We start from the raw sequence: 17,781 nt of genomic DNA on the forward strand, positions 1-17,781 counted from the left end.
ATAGAGTGGACAGTCGTGAAGACGCAGCGGGTGATCGTGGGCACAGTGTCCGCATTGTTCGCCGTGATCTTCGGGATCGCGGCGATCATCACCTCGTCGCGGCCGGCGCAGATCGACGACGCTCCACGCTGGGTGGCGGTCTTCGCCGTGTTGGTCGGGATCGGTGAGCTGGTGGTCGTCGGGTCGGCGAGAGTGCGGACTCGGGTTCGACCGCGTGGTTCGCGAGCGTTCGCGGTGCTGACCGGCGGTTTCGGCGTGGCGATGATCCTCGTCGTCGTACTCGGGTGGCGTCAACACGGGCAGCGGGCGCTCCTGCGGTTCTACGACGAGTACGGTTCGGTGATTCTCAGCTGCGCCGCGGGGATCGCGGCGGGGCTGGCGTTGCTCCTGCTCAGCCCGAGGTGGGCTGCGTTCCGGCCGGGGAGGGCGGGGGCTGTCGTCGCCGCGGTGACGGCGGTCGTGTGGGCGTCCACGGTGGCACCGCTGACCGTTCTCTATGCGAATCCGTGGCACACCGACCTGATACGCGCAGTGCCTCGATCGACGCAGACCGCGGATTCCCCGTATCGGATCGGCTCGGTGTCGGTGAACGTCAGTGTCCTCACGTTCCCGGGAGGCTTCGCCATCGCGGAGAACGGTGTGCTGACCGCCTATGACAGCCGCCGCGGAGAGCCCGCGTGGCGCTTCGACTACAGCGAACTCGCAGGTGGCGGTGTCGCCGAGCTGAGGTCGGCGGGAACCGCGGGTGGTGCCATCGACCTGGTGCTGGACTCGGTCGTGATCACGCTCGCCGCGTCCGACGGTGAGGTCCTCGGCACGGAACTCACCAGCGAGGACTTGCGTTCGGGCGAACCGTACGACGTCCCCGGCTCCGACGGCCGCCTGACCTTCGGTTACGAGAGCGGTGCCGTCGACGACGAGGTGTCGATCCGTGATGCGTCCGGATCGCTGCTCGATCAGTTCGGCATCCCGCGGGAGGCCACGGGCGAAGGACATCCGTTCGTGGTGAAGGGGATCGGCGACACGGTCATCGGCTACTCGTCGTATCGGGCGAACGCGTTGTTCGTTCGGAACATCAGAACTCGGTCCACGACAGAGATCTCGCTCGCAGGCAGTGATGCGGCGCAGTCCGATCAGCTCGCGAACCTGCCGATCGTCGCCCCCGTCGGGGCGCGGATCTGGGTGGTCGGCGGCCGGGAATCGATACGGGTGGATCCGGTGTCCGGCGAAGTCGACCGGGCACCGACGACCTGCCGTCGAGGCGGGAAGGTGATGGGCGTGTGGTCGGTGGGCGACGGTGCCCTCGCGTGGTGCTGGGGGCGGGACGGTCGGGATGAACTGGCGACGGAGTTCGTCGGCATTCCGTGATCGGCGTTCCCTGCCTCGGCGAATTCTCGGTGCAGCCCGGTGGAAGTCGGCTGAATGACGACGATTCGGGCCGACGGTACCGGTCCGATAGCCTTCGGGCCATGGAGGAGACAGCGGGGGAGACGACCTCGGACGAGGGCCGTCAAGCAGCGCAGTCGGACGACAAGGACATGCTCGACCATCTCGGTCTCGCCTGGATCAAGAAGCTCGGTTCGTTCGCCGACGTGCTGATCGGCGTCGGCGTCGCTCTGCTCGCGATGGCGGTCTGGGTCGCGACGATGGTCCTGATCAACGGCACGCCGAACGAATCGCAACACTTCTACGGCACCGGCGGCGAGACCCGCTTCACCGACATCCGACTGCCGGTCGCCGGCGGTGTGGTGCTCATGGCCGGGCTGGTGATCGTTCTGGTCGCTACGCTGTTCGCCGTCCGGCGGTCGGCGCCCGATGGGAGGGAGCGCAGCGGGGAACCATCGTCGCCACGGTCAGCGGCGTCGGCGTGATCGTCACCGCGCACTACTTCACCGGACTCCTCTCCGACCGGACCGACGACTGGGGAACCGAGGGGTCTGGCTACGCCGCCGCGGTACTGGCCTGGGGCTTGGCGATGTTCGGCTTCATCACGACGTTCCTCGCGGTGTTCTTCCTGGATCGGGAGCGACCGTCCTTCTTCACGCCGGTCGCTGCGCTGATCACCGTGGTCGTCGGGGTTGCGACGATCGGGTTGTCCCCGGTTGGCGACGGCAGTCTCCGCACCGCACACGGCGAACTGACCGAGCTCGCCGATTCACAGCCCCATGCGGTGCGTGCACCGGGGAGGGTCGTCGACGACCTCACGGTCTACACGCCGATCACTCTCGCGGGATATCTGTCCGGGGGCATGGTTCGGACCGCAGAGACCGGGGACAAGACTGCCGACATCGTCATGCACAACTTCGCGGACTCATCGGTTCGCTGGCGCCTGAAGGTCCCCGGCGACATCTACGACGGACTCTCCATGCGCGCCTATGAAGGCTCTCGGTATCTGGTCGTCACCACCCGTATCGGAACGACCTTCACGACCTAAGGGGTGGACGTCTTCACCGGCGACGTCGTGTGGCGTCGACCGGGGCTCCGGTCGACGGAGGACATGCACATCATGCGGTCGAAGGAGGTCGAATACCGGCTGCTCGACGTTCCGGACGATCGATTGTCGGTCTCGATGACCGACCTCGCGACCGGTGATGAGGCGTGGCGCTTCACGACGCCGAGGCTGTGCTCGATCGGCGGGGTCCAAGACCGGCGGCACGCGGTCTTCGCGATCGTGAACTGCGCGGACCAGCAGAGTCGTCTGGTAGCGATCGACCCGACGACGGGTGCGGCGACGACGGTGGCGGAAGACCGTCAAGGGATGCTCGCCGGACGGGTGGAGCGCGATGCCGACGCGGGCGCCGACGGCGTGAAGTACAGCGGCGAATATCTGCTTGACGTGGGGGAGTCCCTCGTCGACGCCCGGTCCCAGAAGCCGATCAAGGGATTCCACGGTGCGCTGTGCGACGGTGCCGGCGAGTGCCTCGTTCCGTCGTCCGGAGGAAAGAGCGTCGTCTTGCGCTCGCTGACGGGGTCGCATCCGGACGTCGTGTTCCGCGGCGTCGGGGAGGCTGGCAACCCTGTTGTTCTGCGGGAGTCGGTGGTGTGGGTCGTCGGTGGGGACAACGGTCGGACCGTGGTCATCGGAGACTGACGGACCGGCGCGACGTCGACGGTTCGCGGCCAGATCGCGCAGCCTCGCGTCGTCGCGGGCGGTGTCTTCGTTCCGCCGTACGACACGACTGGCTCATCGGACGACGACGGTGCACGCACCGGTCTGTTCCTTCCGGAGGTGAAGTGATGACCGACGACATGGCGACGGAGACTCCGGTGTCCAGTGCTCCCGAAGAGGATGCGCCGACCGTACCGACCGCAGAGGAACTGAATCCTCGCCTCGGCGTGAGCTCGTCGATGCTCGGCGTCTCGATCGGGTCCGCGATCTTGGCGATGACCTGCGGCCTGGCCGCGATCTCGAGTTTCAGTGAGGTCTACTCGATCGATGCCGTTCTGGCGGTGACGACGGCGGTGGCGGTCGGTGGCGGTGCAGCCGCCCTGGCGCTCGCCATCGTCATGGCGACCTGGGGACGTTCGCACTTCATCGACATGATCTTCCCGATCGGATTCGTCGCCATGCTCGTTTTGGTCCTCGGCGTAGGCGCCGGAGCGACGCACTTCGACGACGATCGCGATCTGTTCCGCTTCTTCGACTCCGGTGGCGCCGTCGTCCTGGCATTGCTCGGTGGACTGTTCGTCGTCGTGAGTCTGGTTGCGGCAGCGGCGATCCCGTCGAAGGCTGGACGTGGACGGCGGCGGCCGGTGGCTGTGACAGTGGGACTGGTGGTGATCGTGGGCGCGGGTGTCGTCGTGCCGGTCGCGGGCGCCTATGCGGATCATCCGTGGAAGCCGCAGGTATTCGCGGACCCGACGGGCGGGTCGTATCCGACCCATCTGGGGCGTCCCTCGTTCCACGTCCTGGTTCCGGGTGATTCTTACATCACTCGGACGGACACCGGGTTCGTCGTTGCTGCAGGCAGCGTAGCGACTGCGTACGACGGAGCCACCGGGACGAAGCTGTGGTCGATAGATTTCACCGACTTCACTCCGGGTGGCGAGTCCGGTCCGACTTTGAACGTCACGCGCGTTCGCCTCGACCGGGTCGACGCCGTTGCCATCACCCGCGAAGGCGTGGGCGTGCAGGTGGATTCGAGCACGGGCCGAGTGATTCGCCATGTGTCGCTGGAGAAGGATCGAGCCACGAAGGAACGCGTCCATTATTTGGCCGAGGGGAGGCAGGCGACCGTCGTCGGCCGAATGGTGACCGTCGAGTCCGACAACGGAACGGTGATCGACCGGTTCGAGCTCCCGGAGATGTACAACGTCGACGGAGACGGCCCCGCGGGGATCCTGGTGTTGGAGAGTGATCAGCTCGAGGATGGTGACACGTTCATGTTCCGCGACGTGGTGGCTCACCGCTTCGGGACGTTCGAGACCGCGAAGCTGGGTCTGGGCCATTCGCGAGTCGGCACGTCCAGTGAGAGCGTCATCGGGTTGGGGGAGAACTTCTTGATGGCGGACTTCAAGGACCTCGTACTCGTGAATCGCTCGGGCGCTGTCGTGCAGCGGCGTGGTACTCCGTGCAGCGGCGGTGAGATCATCGGCGGGATCTTCAAGCAACGCGGGGCGATCCTGGTGCAGTGTCTCGGTTCCGATTCGATGAATGACTCGCGGGAGATCGTGGGGTTGACCGAGTGAACGACTCGAGTCGGTGGGCGACGATCGTTGCCGCGGCGCTCGCCGCGGCAGCGGGAGCGCTGGGCGTGTGGGGCATGACGTCACTGTCCTCGGCGCTCGTCATCGGCCCCGGCCTGATCGCACTCGGGGTCGCCACGATGATTGTCGTGGCGATCGTCGGAACTGCCGTCGCACCGGCCGTGTGGGTGGATCGGCGGCGAGAGCGAGTGGCGGATCGCAGATTCTATCTGCTGTACATCGGAGTGCTGATGGCCCTCGCAACAGTGGTGGTGGGCGGTTTCGCAGTCGCTCGACTGACGATTCTGCGGATCTTCGACGACGAAGGCGCAACGGTCTTGCTTCTCTGCGCGGGCACGGCGGCCTCGTGTTCAGCGTTGGCCGCTGCCTGCGTCGACAGGCCGTCGCCGCGCTGGAGCAGCGGTGCGGTGGTCGGGACCCTCGTGGTCGCGGTGGTGGTGAGTGCGGGTGCCGGGGTCGGTTCGAAGCACTTCGGAATGACATGGAAATCCGGGCACACCGAACTCGTCATGCGCCCCGCAATAGCCGGCGGTGTGGACACGGTGACATACCGCAAAGCCGTGGGCGACTCCCCGGTGCAGTTTCTGCGGAACGTCATCGCCGTCGCCGAAGAGGAACGCCTCGCTGCATACAGTGGCGTGACCGGCGAACTCGCGTGGTGGGCGTCGTTCCCGATGGCCTCGGTTCGACCTCGAGATGTGCGGCTCCACGCCGCCGATCCGATGCGCGAGAACCTGATCTTGACGACTCGAGATGTGGACTTCACGATTGACGGCCGCACTGGGGCGCTCATCAGTCGCGTGCGGAGTGCAGACACGGTGAAGTCCAGTCGGCGGGCAGTCGTCGGCGCCGACGGTCAGCTGTTCGTCGCTGGGAACGAGCGCGGCAGGCGTTGGCACGTCCGTCTCACGAGTCCAGAAGGTGCAATCGTCGACGACTTCGAGCTCCCCGACGGACGGGGGTCGGTGGGCGGAGGCCCTGTCTTCGCGCATCGACTGCCCGGGAATCGGCTCCTTGCCGCGGCAGACGGCGCGACCAACCTGTTCATACGCGATCGTGAGGCGAAGACCGTGTCGTCGATCGAGCCGAACTATCACCCGCTCTTACTCGGCGAGGACACTGTGACAGCGATCGGTGATCGCATCGTCGTCTCCGACGGACCCGTCCTCACGGAGATCGACCCTTCGGCCGCACGCGTCGTCCGTCGCGTCGACTCTCCGTGCCCCCACGCCTTCAGAGTCGTGACGGTTGCGAACCGAGTCGTCGTCGAGTGTCCGACGATACGTCAGTGGATCGGTTTCCAGTAGGGCGACACGTAGTCACCTGAGTGTCAAGCAACACTTGACAGGCACTTGTTGGGCTGTCAAGATTATCTTGACACGAAACACGGTGAGGAGGATGCAATGAATCTGGTGGAACGCGCAAACGAAGTCGATGTGACCGATGCTGCTCGCGCGGTGCTGAACGTCGCGGCGTCCGAGGCCGGCAGGTTCGCCGATGAGTTGATCGGAACGGGACCGCTCCCCGGCACGGATGCGTGGAAGGCGGAGCAGGAGACGGACGTCCCCGCGCAGCGAATGCTGGCGTGGCAGTTGGTGAGCTTGCGCGTGCAGTTCGCTGCGGGGCTGGACTGCATCGAGACGGTGATCGTCCTGCGTTCGATGTCCACGAGTTGGGAGACGATCGGCAGGGCTGTCGGGATGAGCAGGCAAGCTGCGCACGAGCGGTGGGGTACGCGGGTGAAGGCGCTTCTGCCGGAGTAGAGGCGTTGCCGCGCACCCTCCCCGCGATCAGCGCGACGTCGTGAGCTCCCGGTACCGCGCCAGGTACAGCGGCCAGCCGCCGTCTCCGGCGACGCCCTGACGGACCGACTCCCATCCGGGGCCGTGCCGATCGAGGTGGCGATGTTCGACCGCCACGAGCGTCGACGACGGACCGTCGGCGGTGAAGCTGATCTCCACCTCGCTGCACCGCTCGTGATCTGTCTCGATCTGCCACGTCGGCCCGATGTCCCAACTGAAGACGACGCGATGCGGCGGCTCGAAGGCGAGGATGCGCGCCCAGCGGCATTCGGTTCCGTCGTCGGCGCGGTCGATGATGGAGCCGCCGATCCGGGGTTCGAAGACGGTCTCGGTGATCGGGGTGCCGAGCAGATTGTGTTCGCGCGGTTTGAAGTCGCCGAAACGGCCGGTGAAGAGCTCGAAGGCCGCGGCGGGGGAGACCGGCACGGTCACTGAACGTTGGATGGTCGAGCTTGAATCAGTCATTGGTCTCGTCCTGTTCTGCGTTGATGGACTGGGTCGCAGTCTCGGCGAAGCCGTCGAGGGTGCGACTCCAGAAGGTTTCGAGTTGGTCGCGGAGCGCCGAGAGTGCCGCGGCGTTGACGGAGTAGACGCGGCGCGTTCCGTGCTGCTGGTCGGCGACGACGCCGGCGTCTTTGAGGACCTTGAGGTGCTGCGACACCGCAGGTCGGCTGATCGGCAGGCGGTCCGCGATCTCACCGACCGCCAGCGGGTCCCGAGTGAGGAGTGCGAGGATCTCTCGCCTGGATCCATCGCCCAGGACGGTCCAGGCCAGTTCCTGATCTCCGTTAGTCTTCACGAACGGTAAGTATTCGCTTACGGATACGAAGTGTCAAGGGTCTGTGGTCGACCGCGGTTACCCTCGACGCATGACCGCACCGCACTCTCGTGACCTCGACCGCGACACCGTCTTGTGCATCTCATTGGCGGCGCGGCCGTCGAACATCGGCACCCGATTCCACAACTACCTGTACAACCAGCTGGGCCTGAACTACGTGTACAAGGCGTTCGCGCCCGCCGATATCGCCGCTGCCGTCACCGGCATTCGGGGGCTTCCGATCCGCGGCGCCGCGGTGTCGATGCCGTACAAGGAGGCGGTGATCGACCTCGTCGACGTGATGGAGCCGTCCGCCGCGGCGATCGACTCGGTCAACACGATCGTCAACGACGACGGCGTTCTTCACGCGTACAACACTGACTACCAGGCTGTCGCCGACCTGCTGGTCGCGTCGTCGTTCGACCGGTCGGCTCCGGCTGTGGTGGCCGGCAGCGGCGGGATGGCGAAGGCGGTCGTCGCGGCGATGCGCGACTCCGGCTTCACTGACGTCACGGTGATCGCACGCAACGTCGCGACCGGTTCGGCGCTCGCTGAGAAGTACGGGTTCCGTCATGCGACGGAGGTCGGCGACGCCCGCCCGACCACGCTCGTGAATGCCACACCGATCGGCATGGCCGGCGGCCCCGACTCCGACGGCATGCCGTTCGCGCAGGGCGTGATCGATGCGGCGACGGGCTGCCTGGACGTGGTCGCAATGCCTCCGGAGACGCCGCTCGTCCGTGCAATGCGCGCGCGGGACGCGGAAGTGATCAGTGGGGATGCAGTGATTGCGGGGCAGGCGGCCGCGCAGTTCGCCCTCTACACCGGCATCACGCCGACCCCGGAACAGGTGGGGGAGGCGTCGGAGTACTCGAGGAGTTGACCGCCCGACGTTCTGACAGACTCGAGGCATGACTTCGCTGCCATCGCCGTCGACGCTCAAGGTCCTGGCCTTCGACACCTTCGGGACCGTCTCGGACTGGCACGCGGGAGTGAGTTCTGTACTCGCGCAGCTCTTTCCGGAACTTGACAGCTCCTTGGTGGCGCGCGACTGGCGCCGGATGTATGCGCCGATCATGGCTGAAGTGGAGATCGGTGAGCGGCCGTGGACCCTGCTCGACGACCTGCAACGGGAGACACTCGATCGCCTGCTGCGGTCGAAGTACGACGTCGTTCCGACTGCAGAACAGCTCGACGTGGCGGTCCACTCATGGCATGTGCTTCCCGGCTGGCCCGACTCCTCGGCGGGCCTGCATCGACTGAAGAAGAAGTTCACGATCTGCGCGCTGAGCAACGGGAACGTCGCGCTCCTGAACGAGATGGCGAAGACGTCCGACTTCCCGTGGGACTTCATTGGCGGGTCTGACCTCTGGCGTCACTACAAGCCGGCGTCCGAGGTGTATCTCGGGTTGGTCCGACTCATGCAGGTGGAGCCGAGTGAAGTGATGATGGTCGCCACGCACGTGACCGACCTCGCGGCAGCGCGCACCTTCGGGCTCCAGACCGCTTACGTCTCGCGTCCCACGGAGTGGGGACCGGAGACGAAGCGCGAGGAACCGAACCCCGACGATGCGTTCTTCGTTCGGGGGATCGACGAATTGGCGACGCTGCTCGGTTGCTGACCGCGGTTGCGTGAGGCGCCGTTGCCTCGCACCACGGCTGAATCGTGGACCGCGGCCATCCGAGCGTGTCAGACGCTCTCGATAGTCTTATTCATGGCGATATGCACTGTTTCGCGGCAGGTGTCACTGTCCTAATTCGAACTATTGAACTAATTAAATGTGAGAGGTATCATAGTAGGTGAAGTAGCGGAGACGGCCTGCGGGTCGTGTCGGGTTGTTTGAGAAGTTCATAGCGCGTCGCGGCACAGGCGACACGGGCCATTTCCGGGGCGTGGGAGCTGGAGGGGTGGCCGGTGGGTGTCCGACGGCAAAAGAGGTGACGCCGTCGTCGGCCGGGGTTCGGGGTGGTGCGGGTCCAGTGCCGAGTCTCGGCGACGGTGTCTCCTGCGTTCGTGACTGCATCGGGGTGTGGTCGCGGTGGTCTGCTCGTGCGTCTGATTTCGGGAAGTGTGTGAGTTCGACGCGCGGTCGCCGGCGCCCGTGGCGATCCCGCGGCCGGGTCGGCGATCGCGCGGAAGAGTTTTGTGAAGGTGAGGGGATTGTGATGGCTGGAATCGATGCAGCGTTCGCTGATGTTGTCGATCGGTTCGCTGATGTGTTGACCGAAGCACTCTGCCCGTCAGGGGAATCCACGTCGGGTGGTGAGCTTGCACGGTTGTGTGTGGCACCGTCCACGGTCGGGTCCGATGATGATCGGATTCTGGCGATGATGGTGGGCCCGGCGAGAGTGCTGAACCTGTCCACGACCGCCCTGTCGCAGGTGGCGGAGGTGGCCGAGCGTGCCGGGACTCGACGTCGTCAGCGGTTGAAGAGTCCGGTGGAGTTGTTGAAGCAGTTGGGGGTCGTGCCGGTGTTGGCGCAGCGGTTGGTCCGGGTCGGGCAGGCGGCGCGGTGGATGCCGGGGTTGATGAGTCGGGCGCGGGTGGGTGGGGTGCCGATCGAGCAGGCCGACGCCGTCGCACGGGGGATCTCGTTCGTGCAGAAGCGAGTCCCGCTCGACGACGAGGCACGCGCCGACCTGGTGCGACGCCTGTCATCCCAAGTCACGCCGAAAGACGTCGACCACCGAGCACGCGAGTTGGCGATCGAATGGGCACCCGAGATCGACGACACAGATCCCGATGCGGTTCCGGTCGCCGAGAATCCGGAGTTGAACGAGATGACGGTGGTGACCGGCGACGATGGTCGGACGATGGTGTCGCTCGATACCGACGCGTTGTCTGGGGAGGAGTTGAGTCAGGCGCTCGACCCGTTGTGTAAGCCGGTGCTCCAGCCCGACGGGTCTGAGGATCCGAGATCGGCCGGTCAGCGTCGAGCCGACGCGCATGCTCAGATCATTCGCGAGTATCTGGCAGGCCGTGACCGTCCGACCGTGTCCGGTGGGGTGTTGCCGCATGTGTCGTTGATCGTGCCGGTCGAACGGGCAGGTTCGGAAGGCGCTGCGGTACAGGAGTCGTCGCGGGTGGCCTCGCTCGGGTTCACCGGGCCCGTCTCGTCCTCAACAGTCGGGCTGGTCGTCTGCGAAGCGGCGATGCGTCGGGTGGTGACGGATGCGGATTCCGCACCCCTGGATGTGGGTCGCGAGCACCGGCTGGTGACCGCGGGACTACGCAAGGCCTTGGAAGCGCGGGATCGCGGGTGTGCGTTCCCCGGGTGCGGGCGCCCGGTCTCGCGGACTGACGCTCATCACTGCACTCCGTGGTCGGAGGGCGGCGAGACCGCGATCGACAACTGCGTGCTGCTGTGCCGGATGCACCACACCGTGATGCATCAGACCGGGTGGGAGGTGTTCATCGGCCACGATCGGCATCCGTGGTTCCGGCCACCGCTGGATCCGGAGCATCCGGAACGATTCCGGGAACCGATCCGCTCCAACGCACGACGAACGATGACACTCGAACCCACCGTCGCGGCTTAGGGCGTGTTGGATGAGTCGAGCAGTCGGTCGATCTCTGCGGAAGTCGGAGCGGACGCTGCGCCGACAACAGTTGTCGCCAAGGCCCCTGCGGCGTTGGCGCGGGCCAGTCGTCCCTCCTCTGGACGGTTCCAGGCCGCGGCGAGCGCTCCCGTGAAGGCGTCTCCGGCGCCGGTCGTGTCGACGACGTCGACCGGGATTCCGCGTGCTCGTGCGCGTCCGGTCGGGGACCGGAGCTCGGCCCCGTCGCCGCCGAGAGTCGTCACGACCGTCGGGACGGACGCCAACTGAGCTGCGAGCGAACAGGACTCCGCCTCATTGACGACGACTGAATCCACGCACGACCACACCTCGGGCGGGAGATCGCGGACGGGGGACGGATTCAACAGAACGGTCGCGTCGCCGGCGCGTGCAGTGCGTGCTGCGTCGAGCAGAACTCTGTCTGACACCTCCAATTGAAGGAGCAGGACATCGGCCGCTGCGATGACCCGGCGGTCGTCGTCGCTCAACCTGAGTGCGGCGTTCGCTCCCGGCACCACGATGATGGTGTTCTCACCGGAGGCGTCGACGGAGATCGCTGCGACCCCGGTGGGGCCGCTCACGGTGGTGACTCGCAGCGCGACGCCGGCATCGCGAAGTGGGCGCAGCACGGTGTTCGCCGCATCGTCATCACCGACAGCGCCGATGAAGGTGACAGACGCCCCTGCCAGTGCGGCAGCACGCGCCTGATTCGCGCCCTTGCCGCCCTGTCCGTAGTGGACGGTGGACCCGGCGACTGTCTCACCGGGCCGGGGAAATCGCCCGCAGGTGGTCACGATGTCGAGATTGATGCTGCCGACAACGACGACGGAGGTCATGCGGTCAACCGTAAGGCAGAAGCCGGTACGGCGGACGGGACGACGATGTCAGCGGCCATCGGTACCCTTTCCGCATGACGCAGATCCGACCGTTCCTCATGTTCCAAGGTGCCGTCGCCGCGCAGGCGATCGAGCTCTACCTCGCAGCCTTCCCCGACGGGAAAGTGCTGTCGTCGAAGCCGCAGCCGGAGGAGTCGAAGGGCATCATGCTCGCCGAGCTCGACCTCGCAGGCCAGCGAGTCCTGGTGAGCGACAGCGCCGTCGACCACGCCTTCGACTTCACACCATCGAGCTCACTGTTCGTCGACGTCGAAACCCGTGAGGAACTGGAACGCCTCGTCGACGTCCTCGGCAAGGACGGTGCCACGCTGATGCCCCTCGACGACTACGGCTTCTCGACCGCATTCGCGTGGGTTAATGACCGTTTCGGGGTCTCCTGGCAACTGAATCTGGCGTGATCGTCACGGCGGTCGCGTCCTGACGGAGGTCCGATTGTCGAGAAGTGCACCCGGGCCAATAAGATGAACAGCTGTGACTCCCACCGAACTAGCTGCTCTGCTTCGCGCTGCGACGCAGAAGGTTTTCCAAGCTCATGACCTCGACACCTCGTTGATTCCTGAGTCGGTGGTCGTCGAGCGACCGCGCAGTCCGGAGCACGGCGACTACGCGACCAACATCGCGCTCCAACTCGGCAAGCGCGCCGGCGTGAACCCGCGTGAACTCGCGACCTGGCTCACCGAAGAACTCGCCACCGACACGGGCATCGCGTCGGCCGAGATCGCCGGTCCGGGCTTCGTGAACCTGCGATTGGCCGCCGCCGCGCAGAACCAGACCGTGGCGACCGTTCTCGAGCAGACCACCGCGTACGGCCGCGGCGACGAACTCGCCGCGATGCACGTGAACCTCGAGTTCGTGTCCGCCAACCCGACCGGGCCCATCCACCTCGGCGGAACCCGCTGGGCCGCCGTCGGCGACGCTCTCGGCCGAGTCCTGTCGGCGCGCGGCGCCGAAGTGACCCGCGAGTACTACTTCAACGACCACGGCGAGCAGATCAACCGCTTCGCCAACTCGCTGATGGCCGCCGCAAAGGGTGAGCCGACCCCGGAGGAGGGGTACGCGGGGGAGTACATCGACGAGATCGCCGCGACCGTCGTTGCGAAGGTCCCAGGAATCCTCGACCTCCCCGTCGATGACGCACGTGAGGCCTTCCGCTCCGAAGGCGTCGAGCTGATGTTCGCGCACATCAAGAAGACGCTCCACGAGTTCGGCACCGACTTCGACGTGTACACGCACGAGAACTCGATGTTCGACCGCGGCATGGTCGACGAGGCCATCGCCGAGCTCAAGGCCAGCGGCAACCTCTACGAGGCCGACGGCGCCTGGTGGCTGCGCTCCACCAACTACGGCGACGACAAGGACCGCGTCGTCATCAAGAGCGACGGCCACCACGCCTACATCGCCGGTGACATCGCCTACGTGCGTGACAAGCACCAGCGCGGTGCCAACCACCTGATCTACATGCTCGGGGCCGACCACCACGGCTACGTGGTCCGACTCAAGGCCGCCGCCGCAGCGCTCGGGTACGACCCGGAGCACATCGAGGTCCTGATCGGCCAGATGGTGAACCTGGTCAAGGACGGCCAGCCGGTCCGCATGTCCAAGCGCGCCGGAACGGTCATCACCCTCGACGACCTCGTCGAAGCCGTCGGTGTGGACGCCGCCCGCTACGCGCTGATCCGCTCGTCGATCGACGTCAACATCGACATCGACCTCGACCTGCTGCGCAAGCAGTCGTCGGACAACCCCGTGTACTACGTGCAGTACGCACATGCACGGCTGTGCGCGCTGGCGCGCCACGCGGACGAGCTCGGCCTCACTCTGAGCACCGAGCACCTGGACCTGCTCGACGACCCGGCCGAAGGCGACCTGATCCGCACGCTCGGCGACTTCTCGGAGGTCGTCACCACCGCGGCCACGCTCCGCGAACCGCACCGCGTGTGCCGCTACCTGGAGTCCCTCGCGGGCACCTACCATCGCTTCTACGCACGCTGCCGCGTCCTGCCCCAGGGCGACGAGGAAGCCGGCGACGTCCACACCGCCCGCCTGGCGCTCTGCGCGGCGACGCGGCAGGTGCTCGCCAACGGACTGGAGCTGGTCGGTGTGACGGCTCCGGAACGAATGTGACAGGCGAGAGTTTGACGATCAAGCACGTGACGCCCCTTTACCCGATCCAGGAGCACACCTGATGGCACACCCCGCAGGACCCCGCCACGCCGAGATCCTCGCCGCCCCGCACCTCGCGGAACGGCCCAACAGCCCGGAAGAGCTCTCGCGGATCCCGGAGAACGTGTACCCGCGCGGCACCCGCCGCAACGACGACGGCGTCGTCGAGCTCGGCGGCGTGTCCGTCGACCAGCTCGCCACCGACTACGACACCCCGCTGTTCGTGTACGACGAAGCCGACTTCCGGTCGCGCTGCGCCGACATGCAGAACGCCTTCGGTCCCTACGGCCGCGTCCACTACGCGTCCAAGGCGTTCCTGTCGACGCAGGTCGCGAAGTGGATCGAGTCCGAAGGGCTGTCGTTGGACGTCTGCTCGGGTGGCGAACTCGCCATCGCGCTGCACGCCGGATTCCCGGCCGAGCGCATCGCGCTGCACGGCAACAACAAGTCCGAAGCAGAGCTCGCCGCAGCGGTCGACGCCGGCGTCGGCGACATCGTCCTCGACTCGATGATCGAGATCGAACGACTCGACCGCATCGCAGGCGAGCGGGGAGTGGTGGCCGACGTCCTCGTCCGCATCACCCCGGGCGTCGAGGCGCACACCCACGAGTTCATCTCCACCGCGCACGAGGACCAGAAGTTCGGTTTCGCGCTCGTCGGCGGCGTCGCGCTCGACGCGGTCCGCGCCGTGTTCGCCGCACCCAACCTGCGCCTCGTCGGCCTGCACAGCCACATCGGCTCGCAGATATTCGAGATCGACGGCTTCGAGCTCGCCGCACGCCGCGTCATCGGTCTCCTGGCCGACGTCGTCGCCGAGTTCGGCGTCGAGAAGACCAAGCAGATCAAGCTCCTCGATCTCGGTGGCGGCCTGGGCATCTCGTACCTCGAGAGCGAGACCCCGCCGCCGGTCGGTGTGCTGGCCGAAGCGCTCGCCGAGATCGTGCGCCGCGAGTCGGCGGCGCTGAACCTCCCGATGCCGACCATCGCGGTGGAACCCGGACGCGGCATCGCCGGTCCCGCCGGCGTGACTCTGTACCGGGTCGGCACCATCAAGGATGTCGCCCTCGACGGCGGCACCGTCCGGCGCTACGTGTCGGTCGACGGCGGCATGAGCGACAACATCCGCACCGTCCTCTACGACGCCGAGTACGACGTCCGCCTGGCGTCCCGCGTGTCGACCGCGAAAGCCGTCGTCTGCCGGGTGGTGGGCAAGCACTGCGAGAGCGGCGATATCGTTATCCGGGACTGCTGGCTGCCCGAAGACCTGGCGCCGGGTGACATCCTCATGGTCGGCGCTACCGGTGCCTACTGCTACTCGATGTCGAGTCGCTACAACATGGCGCCGCGCGCCGCGGTCGTCACGGTCAACGAAGGCCGATCTCGAGTCATGCTGAGGCGGGAGACGGTCGAAGACTTCTTGAGCTTGGAGGTGGATTCGGAATGAAGGAATCGTCTCGTCCGATCGGTGTCGCCGTGCTGGGCATGGGCAACGTCGGCACCGAGGTCGTCCGGATTCTCACCGAGAAGGCCGCTGACCTGCAGGCTCGCATCGGCGCCCCGCTGGAGCTGCGCGGCGTCGCCGTCCGGGACCTGTCGAAGGAGCGCAAGGGCGTCGACCGGGCGCTGCTGACCGACGACCCGATGGCGCTGGTGCAGCGCGACGACGTCGACCTCGTCGTCGAACTCCTCGGCGGCATCAAGCCGGCCCGCAAGCTGATCCTCGCCGCCCTGGAGGGCGGCAAGTCGGTCGTCACCGCCAACAAGGCGCTGATGGCCGAGCATTCGGGTGAACTGTCGAAGGCCGCCGAAGATCACCGCGTCGACCTCTACTTCGAGGCCGCGGTGGCGGGCGCGATCCCGGTGATCCGTCCGCTGACCCAGTCGCTCGCCGGTGACTCGGTGAACCGCGTGGCAGGCATCGTCAACGGGACCACCAACTTCATCCTCTCCGAGATGGCCGAGAGCGGCGCAGGGTACGGCAAGGTGCTCGCCGAGGCCGGTCGCCTGGGCTACGCCGAAGCCGACCCGACCGCCGACGTCGAGGGCTACGACGCCGCGTCCAAGGCGGCGATCCTCGCGTCCATCGCGTTCCACTCGCGAGTCACCGCGTCGGAGGTGCACCGCGAGGGCATCACCGGGATCTCCGCGAAGGACTTCGACGCCGCGAAGAAGTTCGACTGCACCATTAAGCTGCTCGCGATCTGTGAGCGCATCGACGTCGACGGCGAGCAGAAGATCTCGGCGCGCGTCTACCCGGCGCTCGTTCCGCTCGATCACCCGCTGGCCACCGTCAATGGCGCGTTCAACGCCGTTGCGGTGGAGGCCGAGAACGCCGGCCGCCTCATGTTCTACGGACAGGGCGCAGGCGGCGCGCCGACCGCGTCCGCCGTGCTCGGCGACCTGGTCATGGCGGCCCGCAACCGGGTCTTCCACGGCCGCGGCCCCCTCGAATCGACGTATGCGGGACTGCCCGTGGCGTCGATCGACGAGGTCCCGACCCGCTACTACGTCTCGATGAAGGTCGCAGACGTGGCGGGAGTCCTGCACCAGGTCTCCGGTGAGTTCGCCAAACGCGGCATCAGCATCGCCGCCGTCCGTCAGGAGGGTGCAGGCGACGATGCCCGCCTGATCGTCGTGACTCATCGTGCATCCGACCGCGCACAGTCGGACACCGTCGCCGCACTCGAAAAGATGGACTCCGTACTCAAGGTGTCCAGCGTGCTCCGTTTGGAGGGAACCAATGACTGACACCACCCACCAGCCTGTCCACCGTGGATGGCCCGGCCTGATCGAGGCCTACCGCAGCCGCATGCCGGTGCAGGACGACTGGAAGATCGTCACCCTGCTCGAGGGCGCGACACCGCTTGTCGCGGCACCGGTCCTGTCCGAGATCACCGGCTGCGACGTCTACCTCAAGGTCGAGGGCCTGAACCCCACCGGCTCCTTCAAGGACCGCGGCATGACGATGGCCGTCACCAACGCCGTCAACCACGGCAAGAAGGCCGTCCTCTGCGCCTCCACCGGCAACACGTCGGCGTCGGCCGCGGCCTACGCCACCCGCGCGGGCATCACCTGCGCGGTCCTCATCCCCGAGGGCAAGATCGCGATGGGCAAGCTCGCCCAGGCCGTCATGCACGGCGCCAAGATCATCCAGGTGCAGGGCAACTTCGACGACTGCCTGGAGCTCGCCCGCAAGGTGACCTCCGACTACCCGGAGATCGAACTCGTCAACTCGGTGAACCCGGCCCGCATCGAGGGCCAGAAGACCGCGTCGTTCGAGATCGTCGACGTCCTCGGCAAGGCCCCCGATGTGCACGCGCTGCCGGTCGGCAACGCGGGCAACATCACCGCCTACTGGAAGGGCTACAACGAGTACCACGCCGACGGCATCATCGACTCGCTCCCGCGGATGCTCGGCGTGCAGGCCGCAGGTGCCGCACCGCTGGTGAACGGCGCCCCGGTCAGCGATCCCGAGACCATCGCCACCGCCATCCGCATCGGCTCGCCCGCCAGTTGGAACCAGGCCGTCGCAGCCAAGGAGGAGTCGGGCGGCATGTTCCGCGCGGCCACCGACGAGAAGATCCTCGAGGCCTACCAGCTGGTCGCCGGTCGCGAAGGAGTCTTCGTCGAGCCGGCCTCGGCAGCCAGCGTCGCCGGTCTGCTCGCCAGCCGTGAAGAGGGCTGGATCAAGGAAGGCGAGACGGTGGTCTGCACCGTCACCGGCAACGGACTGAAGGACCCCGACACCGCGCTGCTCGGCATGCCTAAGGTCGACGCGATCCAGGTGGATCCCGTGGCGGTCGCACAGGCACTGGGTGTGAACTAAAGAGTTGGAAAC

18 protein-coding genes are annotated in these 17,781 nt (G+C 66.6%); 15 read left to right on the top strand and 3 right to left on the bottom strand.

Features of this window, described 5'->3' with window-relative positions:
* Positions 1 to 15 precede the first annotated feature (15 nt).
* From ACH46_RS07060 to ACH46_RS07090, 7 genes are all read left to right on the top strand, one after another.
* Positions 16 to 1,368, top strand: a complete 1,353-nt coding sequence (locus ACH46_RS07060; protein ID WP_062392287.1) for a hypothetical protein — start codon at positions 16 to 18, stop codon at positions 1,366 to 1,368.
* A gap of 101 nt (positions 1,369 to 1,469) precedes the next feature.
* Positions 1,470 to 1,871: a hypothetical protein gene (locus ACH46_RS07065; RefSeq protein WP_062392288.1), complete on the top strand. Its 402-nt coding sequence runs from the start codon at positions 1,470 to 1,472 to the stop codon at positions 1,869 to 1,871.
* Positions 1,868 to 2,434, top strand: a complete 567-nt coding sequence (locus ACH46_RS07070; protein WP_062392289.1) for a hypothetical protein — start codon at positions 1,868 to 1,870, stop codon at positions 2,432 to 2,434. The genes ACH46_RS07065 and ACH46_RS07070 overlap by 4 nt, the downstream gene beginning before the upstream one ends.
* Positions 2,435 to 2,437: 3 nt before the next feature.
* On the top strand, positions 2,438 to 3,091 hold the full coding sequence (locus ACH46_RS21260; RefSeq protein WP_062392290.1) for a hypothetical protein: 654 nt from the start codon (positions 2,438 to 2,440) through the stop codon (positions 3,089 to 3,091).
* Between the two features lie 146 nt (positions 3,092 to 3,237).
* Entirely contained in the window at positions 3,238 to 4,689 is a 1,452-nt protein-coding gene (locus ACH46_RS07080; RefSeq protein ID WP_062392291.1) for a hypothetical protein, read from the top strand.
* Positions 4,686 to 6,014: a hypothetical protein gene (locus ACH46_RS07085; RefSeq protein WP_062392292.1), complete on the top strand. Its 1,329-nt coding sequence runs from the start codon at positions 4,686 to 4,688 to the stop codon at positions 6,012 to 6,014. The genes ACH46_RS07080 and ACH46_RS07085 overlap by 4 nt, the downstream gene beginning before the upstream one ends.
* Before the next feature lie 96 nt (positions 6,015 to 6,110).
* The gene (locus ACH46_RS07090) at positions 6,111 to 6,470 is read left to right on the top strand and encodes a hypothetical protein (protein WP_062392293.1); all 360 of its coding nucleotides are present in this window, start codon (positions 6,111 to 6,113) and stop codon (positions 6,468 to 6,470) included.
* 27 nt (positions 6,471 to 6,497) lie between these two features.
* Here the strand turns inward: ACH46_RS07090 and ACH46_RS07095 are convergent, their stop codons facing one another.
* Positions 6,498 to 6,974 carry an SRPBCC family protein gene (locus ACH46_RS07095; RefSeq protein WP_062392294.1) on the bottom strand — a complete coding sequence of 159 codons (477 nt, stop codon included), beginning with the start codon at positions 6,972 to 6,974 and terminating at the stop codon, positions 6,498 to 6,500.
* On the bottom strand, positions 6,967 to 7,308 hold the full coding sequence (locus tag ACH46_RS07100; RefSeq protein WP_062392295.1) for an ArsR/SmtB family transcription factor: 342 nt from the start codon (positions 7,306 to 7,308) through the stop codon (positions 6,967 to 6,969). The genes ACH46_RS07095 and ACH46_RS07100 overlap by 8 nt, the downstream gene beginning before the upstream one ends.
* Before the next feature lie 70 nt (positions 7,309 to 7,378).
* Between ACH46_RS07100 and ACH46_RS07105 the strand changes: the two genes are divergently transcribed.
* The 3 genes from ACH46_RS07105 (at position 7,379) to ACH46_RS07115 (ending at position 10,866) form a co-directional block, all read left to right on the top strand.
* Positions 7,379 to 8,209: a shikimate 5-dehydrogenase gene (locus ACH46_RS07105; RefSeq protein ID WP_062392296.1), complete on the top strand. Its 831-nt coding sequence runs from the start codon at positions 7,379 to 7,381 to the stop codon at positions 8,207 to 8,209.
* A 28-nt stretch (positions 8,210 to 8,237) separates the two neighbouring features.
* Positions 8,238 to 8,948 (top strand): haloacid dehalogenase type II, encoded by a 711-nt coding sequence (locus tag ACH46_RS07110; protein ID WP_062392297.1) that lies wholly within the window; start codon positions 8,238 to 8,240, stop codon positions 8,946 to 8,948.
* Positions 8,949 to 9,492: 544 nt separating this feature from the next.
* Positions 9,493 to 10,866 (top strand): HNH endonuclease signature motif containing protein, encoded by a 1,374-nt coding sequence (locus tag ACH46_RS07115; protein ID WP_062392298.1) that lies wholly within the window; start codon positions 9,493 to 9,495, stop codon positions 10,864 to 10,866.
* On the opposite strand, the gene ACH46_RS07120 is transcribed toward ACH46_RS07115, so the two are convergent.
* Entirely contained in the window at positions 10,863 to 11,720 is an 858-nt protein-coding gene (locus ACH46_RS07120) for a ribokinase (protein ID WP_062392299.1), read from the bottom strand. The genes ACH46_RS07115 and ACH46_RS07120 overlap by 4 nt on opposite strands.
* A 74-nt stretch (positions 11,721 to 11,794) precedes the next feature.
* On the opposite strand from ACH46_RS07120, the gene ACH46_RS07125 reads away from it, so the two are divergent.
* From ACH46_RS07125 to thrC, 5 genes are all read left to right on the top strand, one after another.
* Positions 11,795 to 12,178, top strand: a complete 384-nt coding sequence (locus ACH46_RS07125; protein WP_062392300.1) for a VOC family protein — start codon at positions 11,795 to 11,797, stop codon at positions 12,176 to 12,178.
* A gap of 73 nt (positions 12,179 to 12,251) precedes the next feature.
* A complete protein-coding gene (argS, locus tag ACH46_RS07130) occupies positions 12,252 to 13,904 on the top strand; it encodes an arginine--tRNA ligase (RefSeq protein ID WP_062392301.1) in 1,653 nt (550 codons plus the stop codon).
* A gap of 58 nt (positions 13,905 to 13,962) precedes the next feature.
* Entirely contained in the window at positions 13,963 to 15,387 is a 1,425-nt protein-coding gene (gene lysA / locus ACH46_RS07135) for a diaminopimelate decarboxylase (protein ID WP_062392302.1), read from the top strand.
* Complete coding sequence (locus tag ACH46_RS07140) at positions 15,384 to 16,691, top strand: homoserine dehydrogenase (protein ID WP_062392303.1); 1,308 nt, start codon at positions 15,384 to 15,386, stop codon at positions 16,689 to 16,691. The genes lysA and ACH46_RS07140 overlap by 4 nt, the downstream gene beginning before the upstream one ends.
* A complete protein-coding gene (gene thrC, locus ACH46_RS07145; RefSeq protein ID WP_062392304.1) occupies positions 16,684 to 17,769 on the top strand; it encodes a threonine synthase in 1,086 nt (361 codons plus the stop codon). The genes ACH46_RS07140 and thrC overlap by 8 nt, the downstream gene beginning before the upstream one ends.
* The last annotated feature ends 12 nt before the right edge of the window (positions 17,770 to 17,781 follow it).

It is taken from the genome of Gordonia phthalatica, from assembly GCF_001305675.1.
In the GTDB taxonomy this organism is placed as follows: domain Bacteria; phylum Actinomycetota; class Actinomycetes; order Mycobacteriales; family Mycobacteriaceae; genus Gordonia; species Gordonia phthalatica.

Bases quoted from the DNA above. Each gene is read 5' to 3' on its own strand.
- ACH46_RS07110 (WP_062392297.1), top strand. From the start codon at position 8,238: ATGACTTCGCTGCCATCGCCGTCGACGCTCAAGGTCCTGGCCTTCGAC.
- thrC (WP_062392304.1), top strand. From the start codon at position 16,684: ATGACTGACACCACCCACCAGCCTGTCCACCGTGGATGGCCCGGCCTG.
- ACH46_RS07125 (WP_062392300.1), top strand. From the start codon at position 11,795: ATGACGCAGATCCGACCGTTCCTCATGTTCCAAGGTGCCGTCGCCGCG.
- ACH46_RS07120 (WP_062392299.1), bottom strand. From the start codon at position 11,720: ATGACCTCCGTCGTCGTTGTCGGCAGCATCAATCTCGACATCGTGACC.
- ACH46_RS07090 (WP_062392293.1), top strand. From the start codon at position 6,111: ATGAATCTGGTGGAACGCGCAAACGAAGTCGATGTGACCGATGCTGCT.
- ACH46_RS07080 (WP_062392291.1), top strand. From the start codon at position 3,238: ATGACCGACGACATGGCGACGGAGACTCCGGTGTCCAGTGCTCCCGAA.
- ACH46_RS07140 (WP_062392303.1), top strand. From the start codon at position 15,384: ATGAAGGAATCGTCTCGTCCGATCGGTGTCGCCGTGCTGGGCATGGGC.
- ACH46_RS07095 (WP_062392294.1), bottom strand. From the start codon at position 6,974: ATGACTGATTCAAGCTCGACCATCCAACGTTCAGTGACCGTGCCGGTC.
- ACH46_RS07065 (WP_062392288.1), top strand. From the start codon at position 1,470: ATGGAGGAGACAGCGGGGGAGACGACCTCGGACGAGGGCCGTCAAGCA.
- ACH46_RS07105 (WP_062392296.1), top strand. From the start codon at position 7,379: ATGACCGCACCGCACTCTCGTGACCTCGACCGCGACACCGTCTTGTGC.
- ACH46_RS07115 (WP_062392298.1), top strand. From the start codon at position 9,493: ATGGCTGGAATCGATGCAGCGTTCGCTGATGTTGTCGATCGGTTCGCT.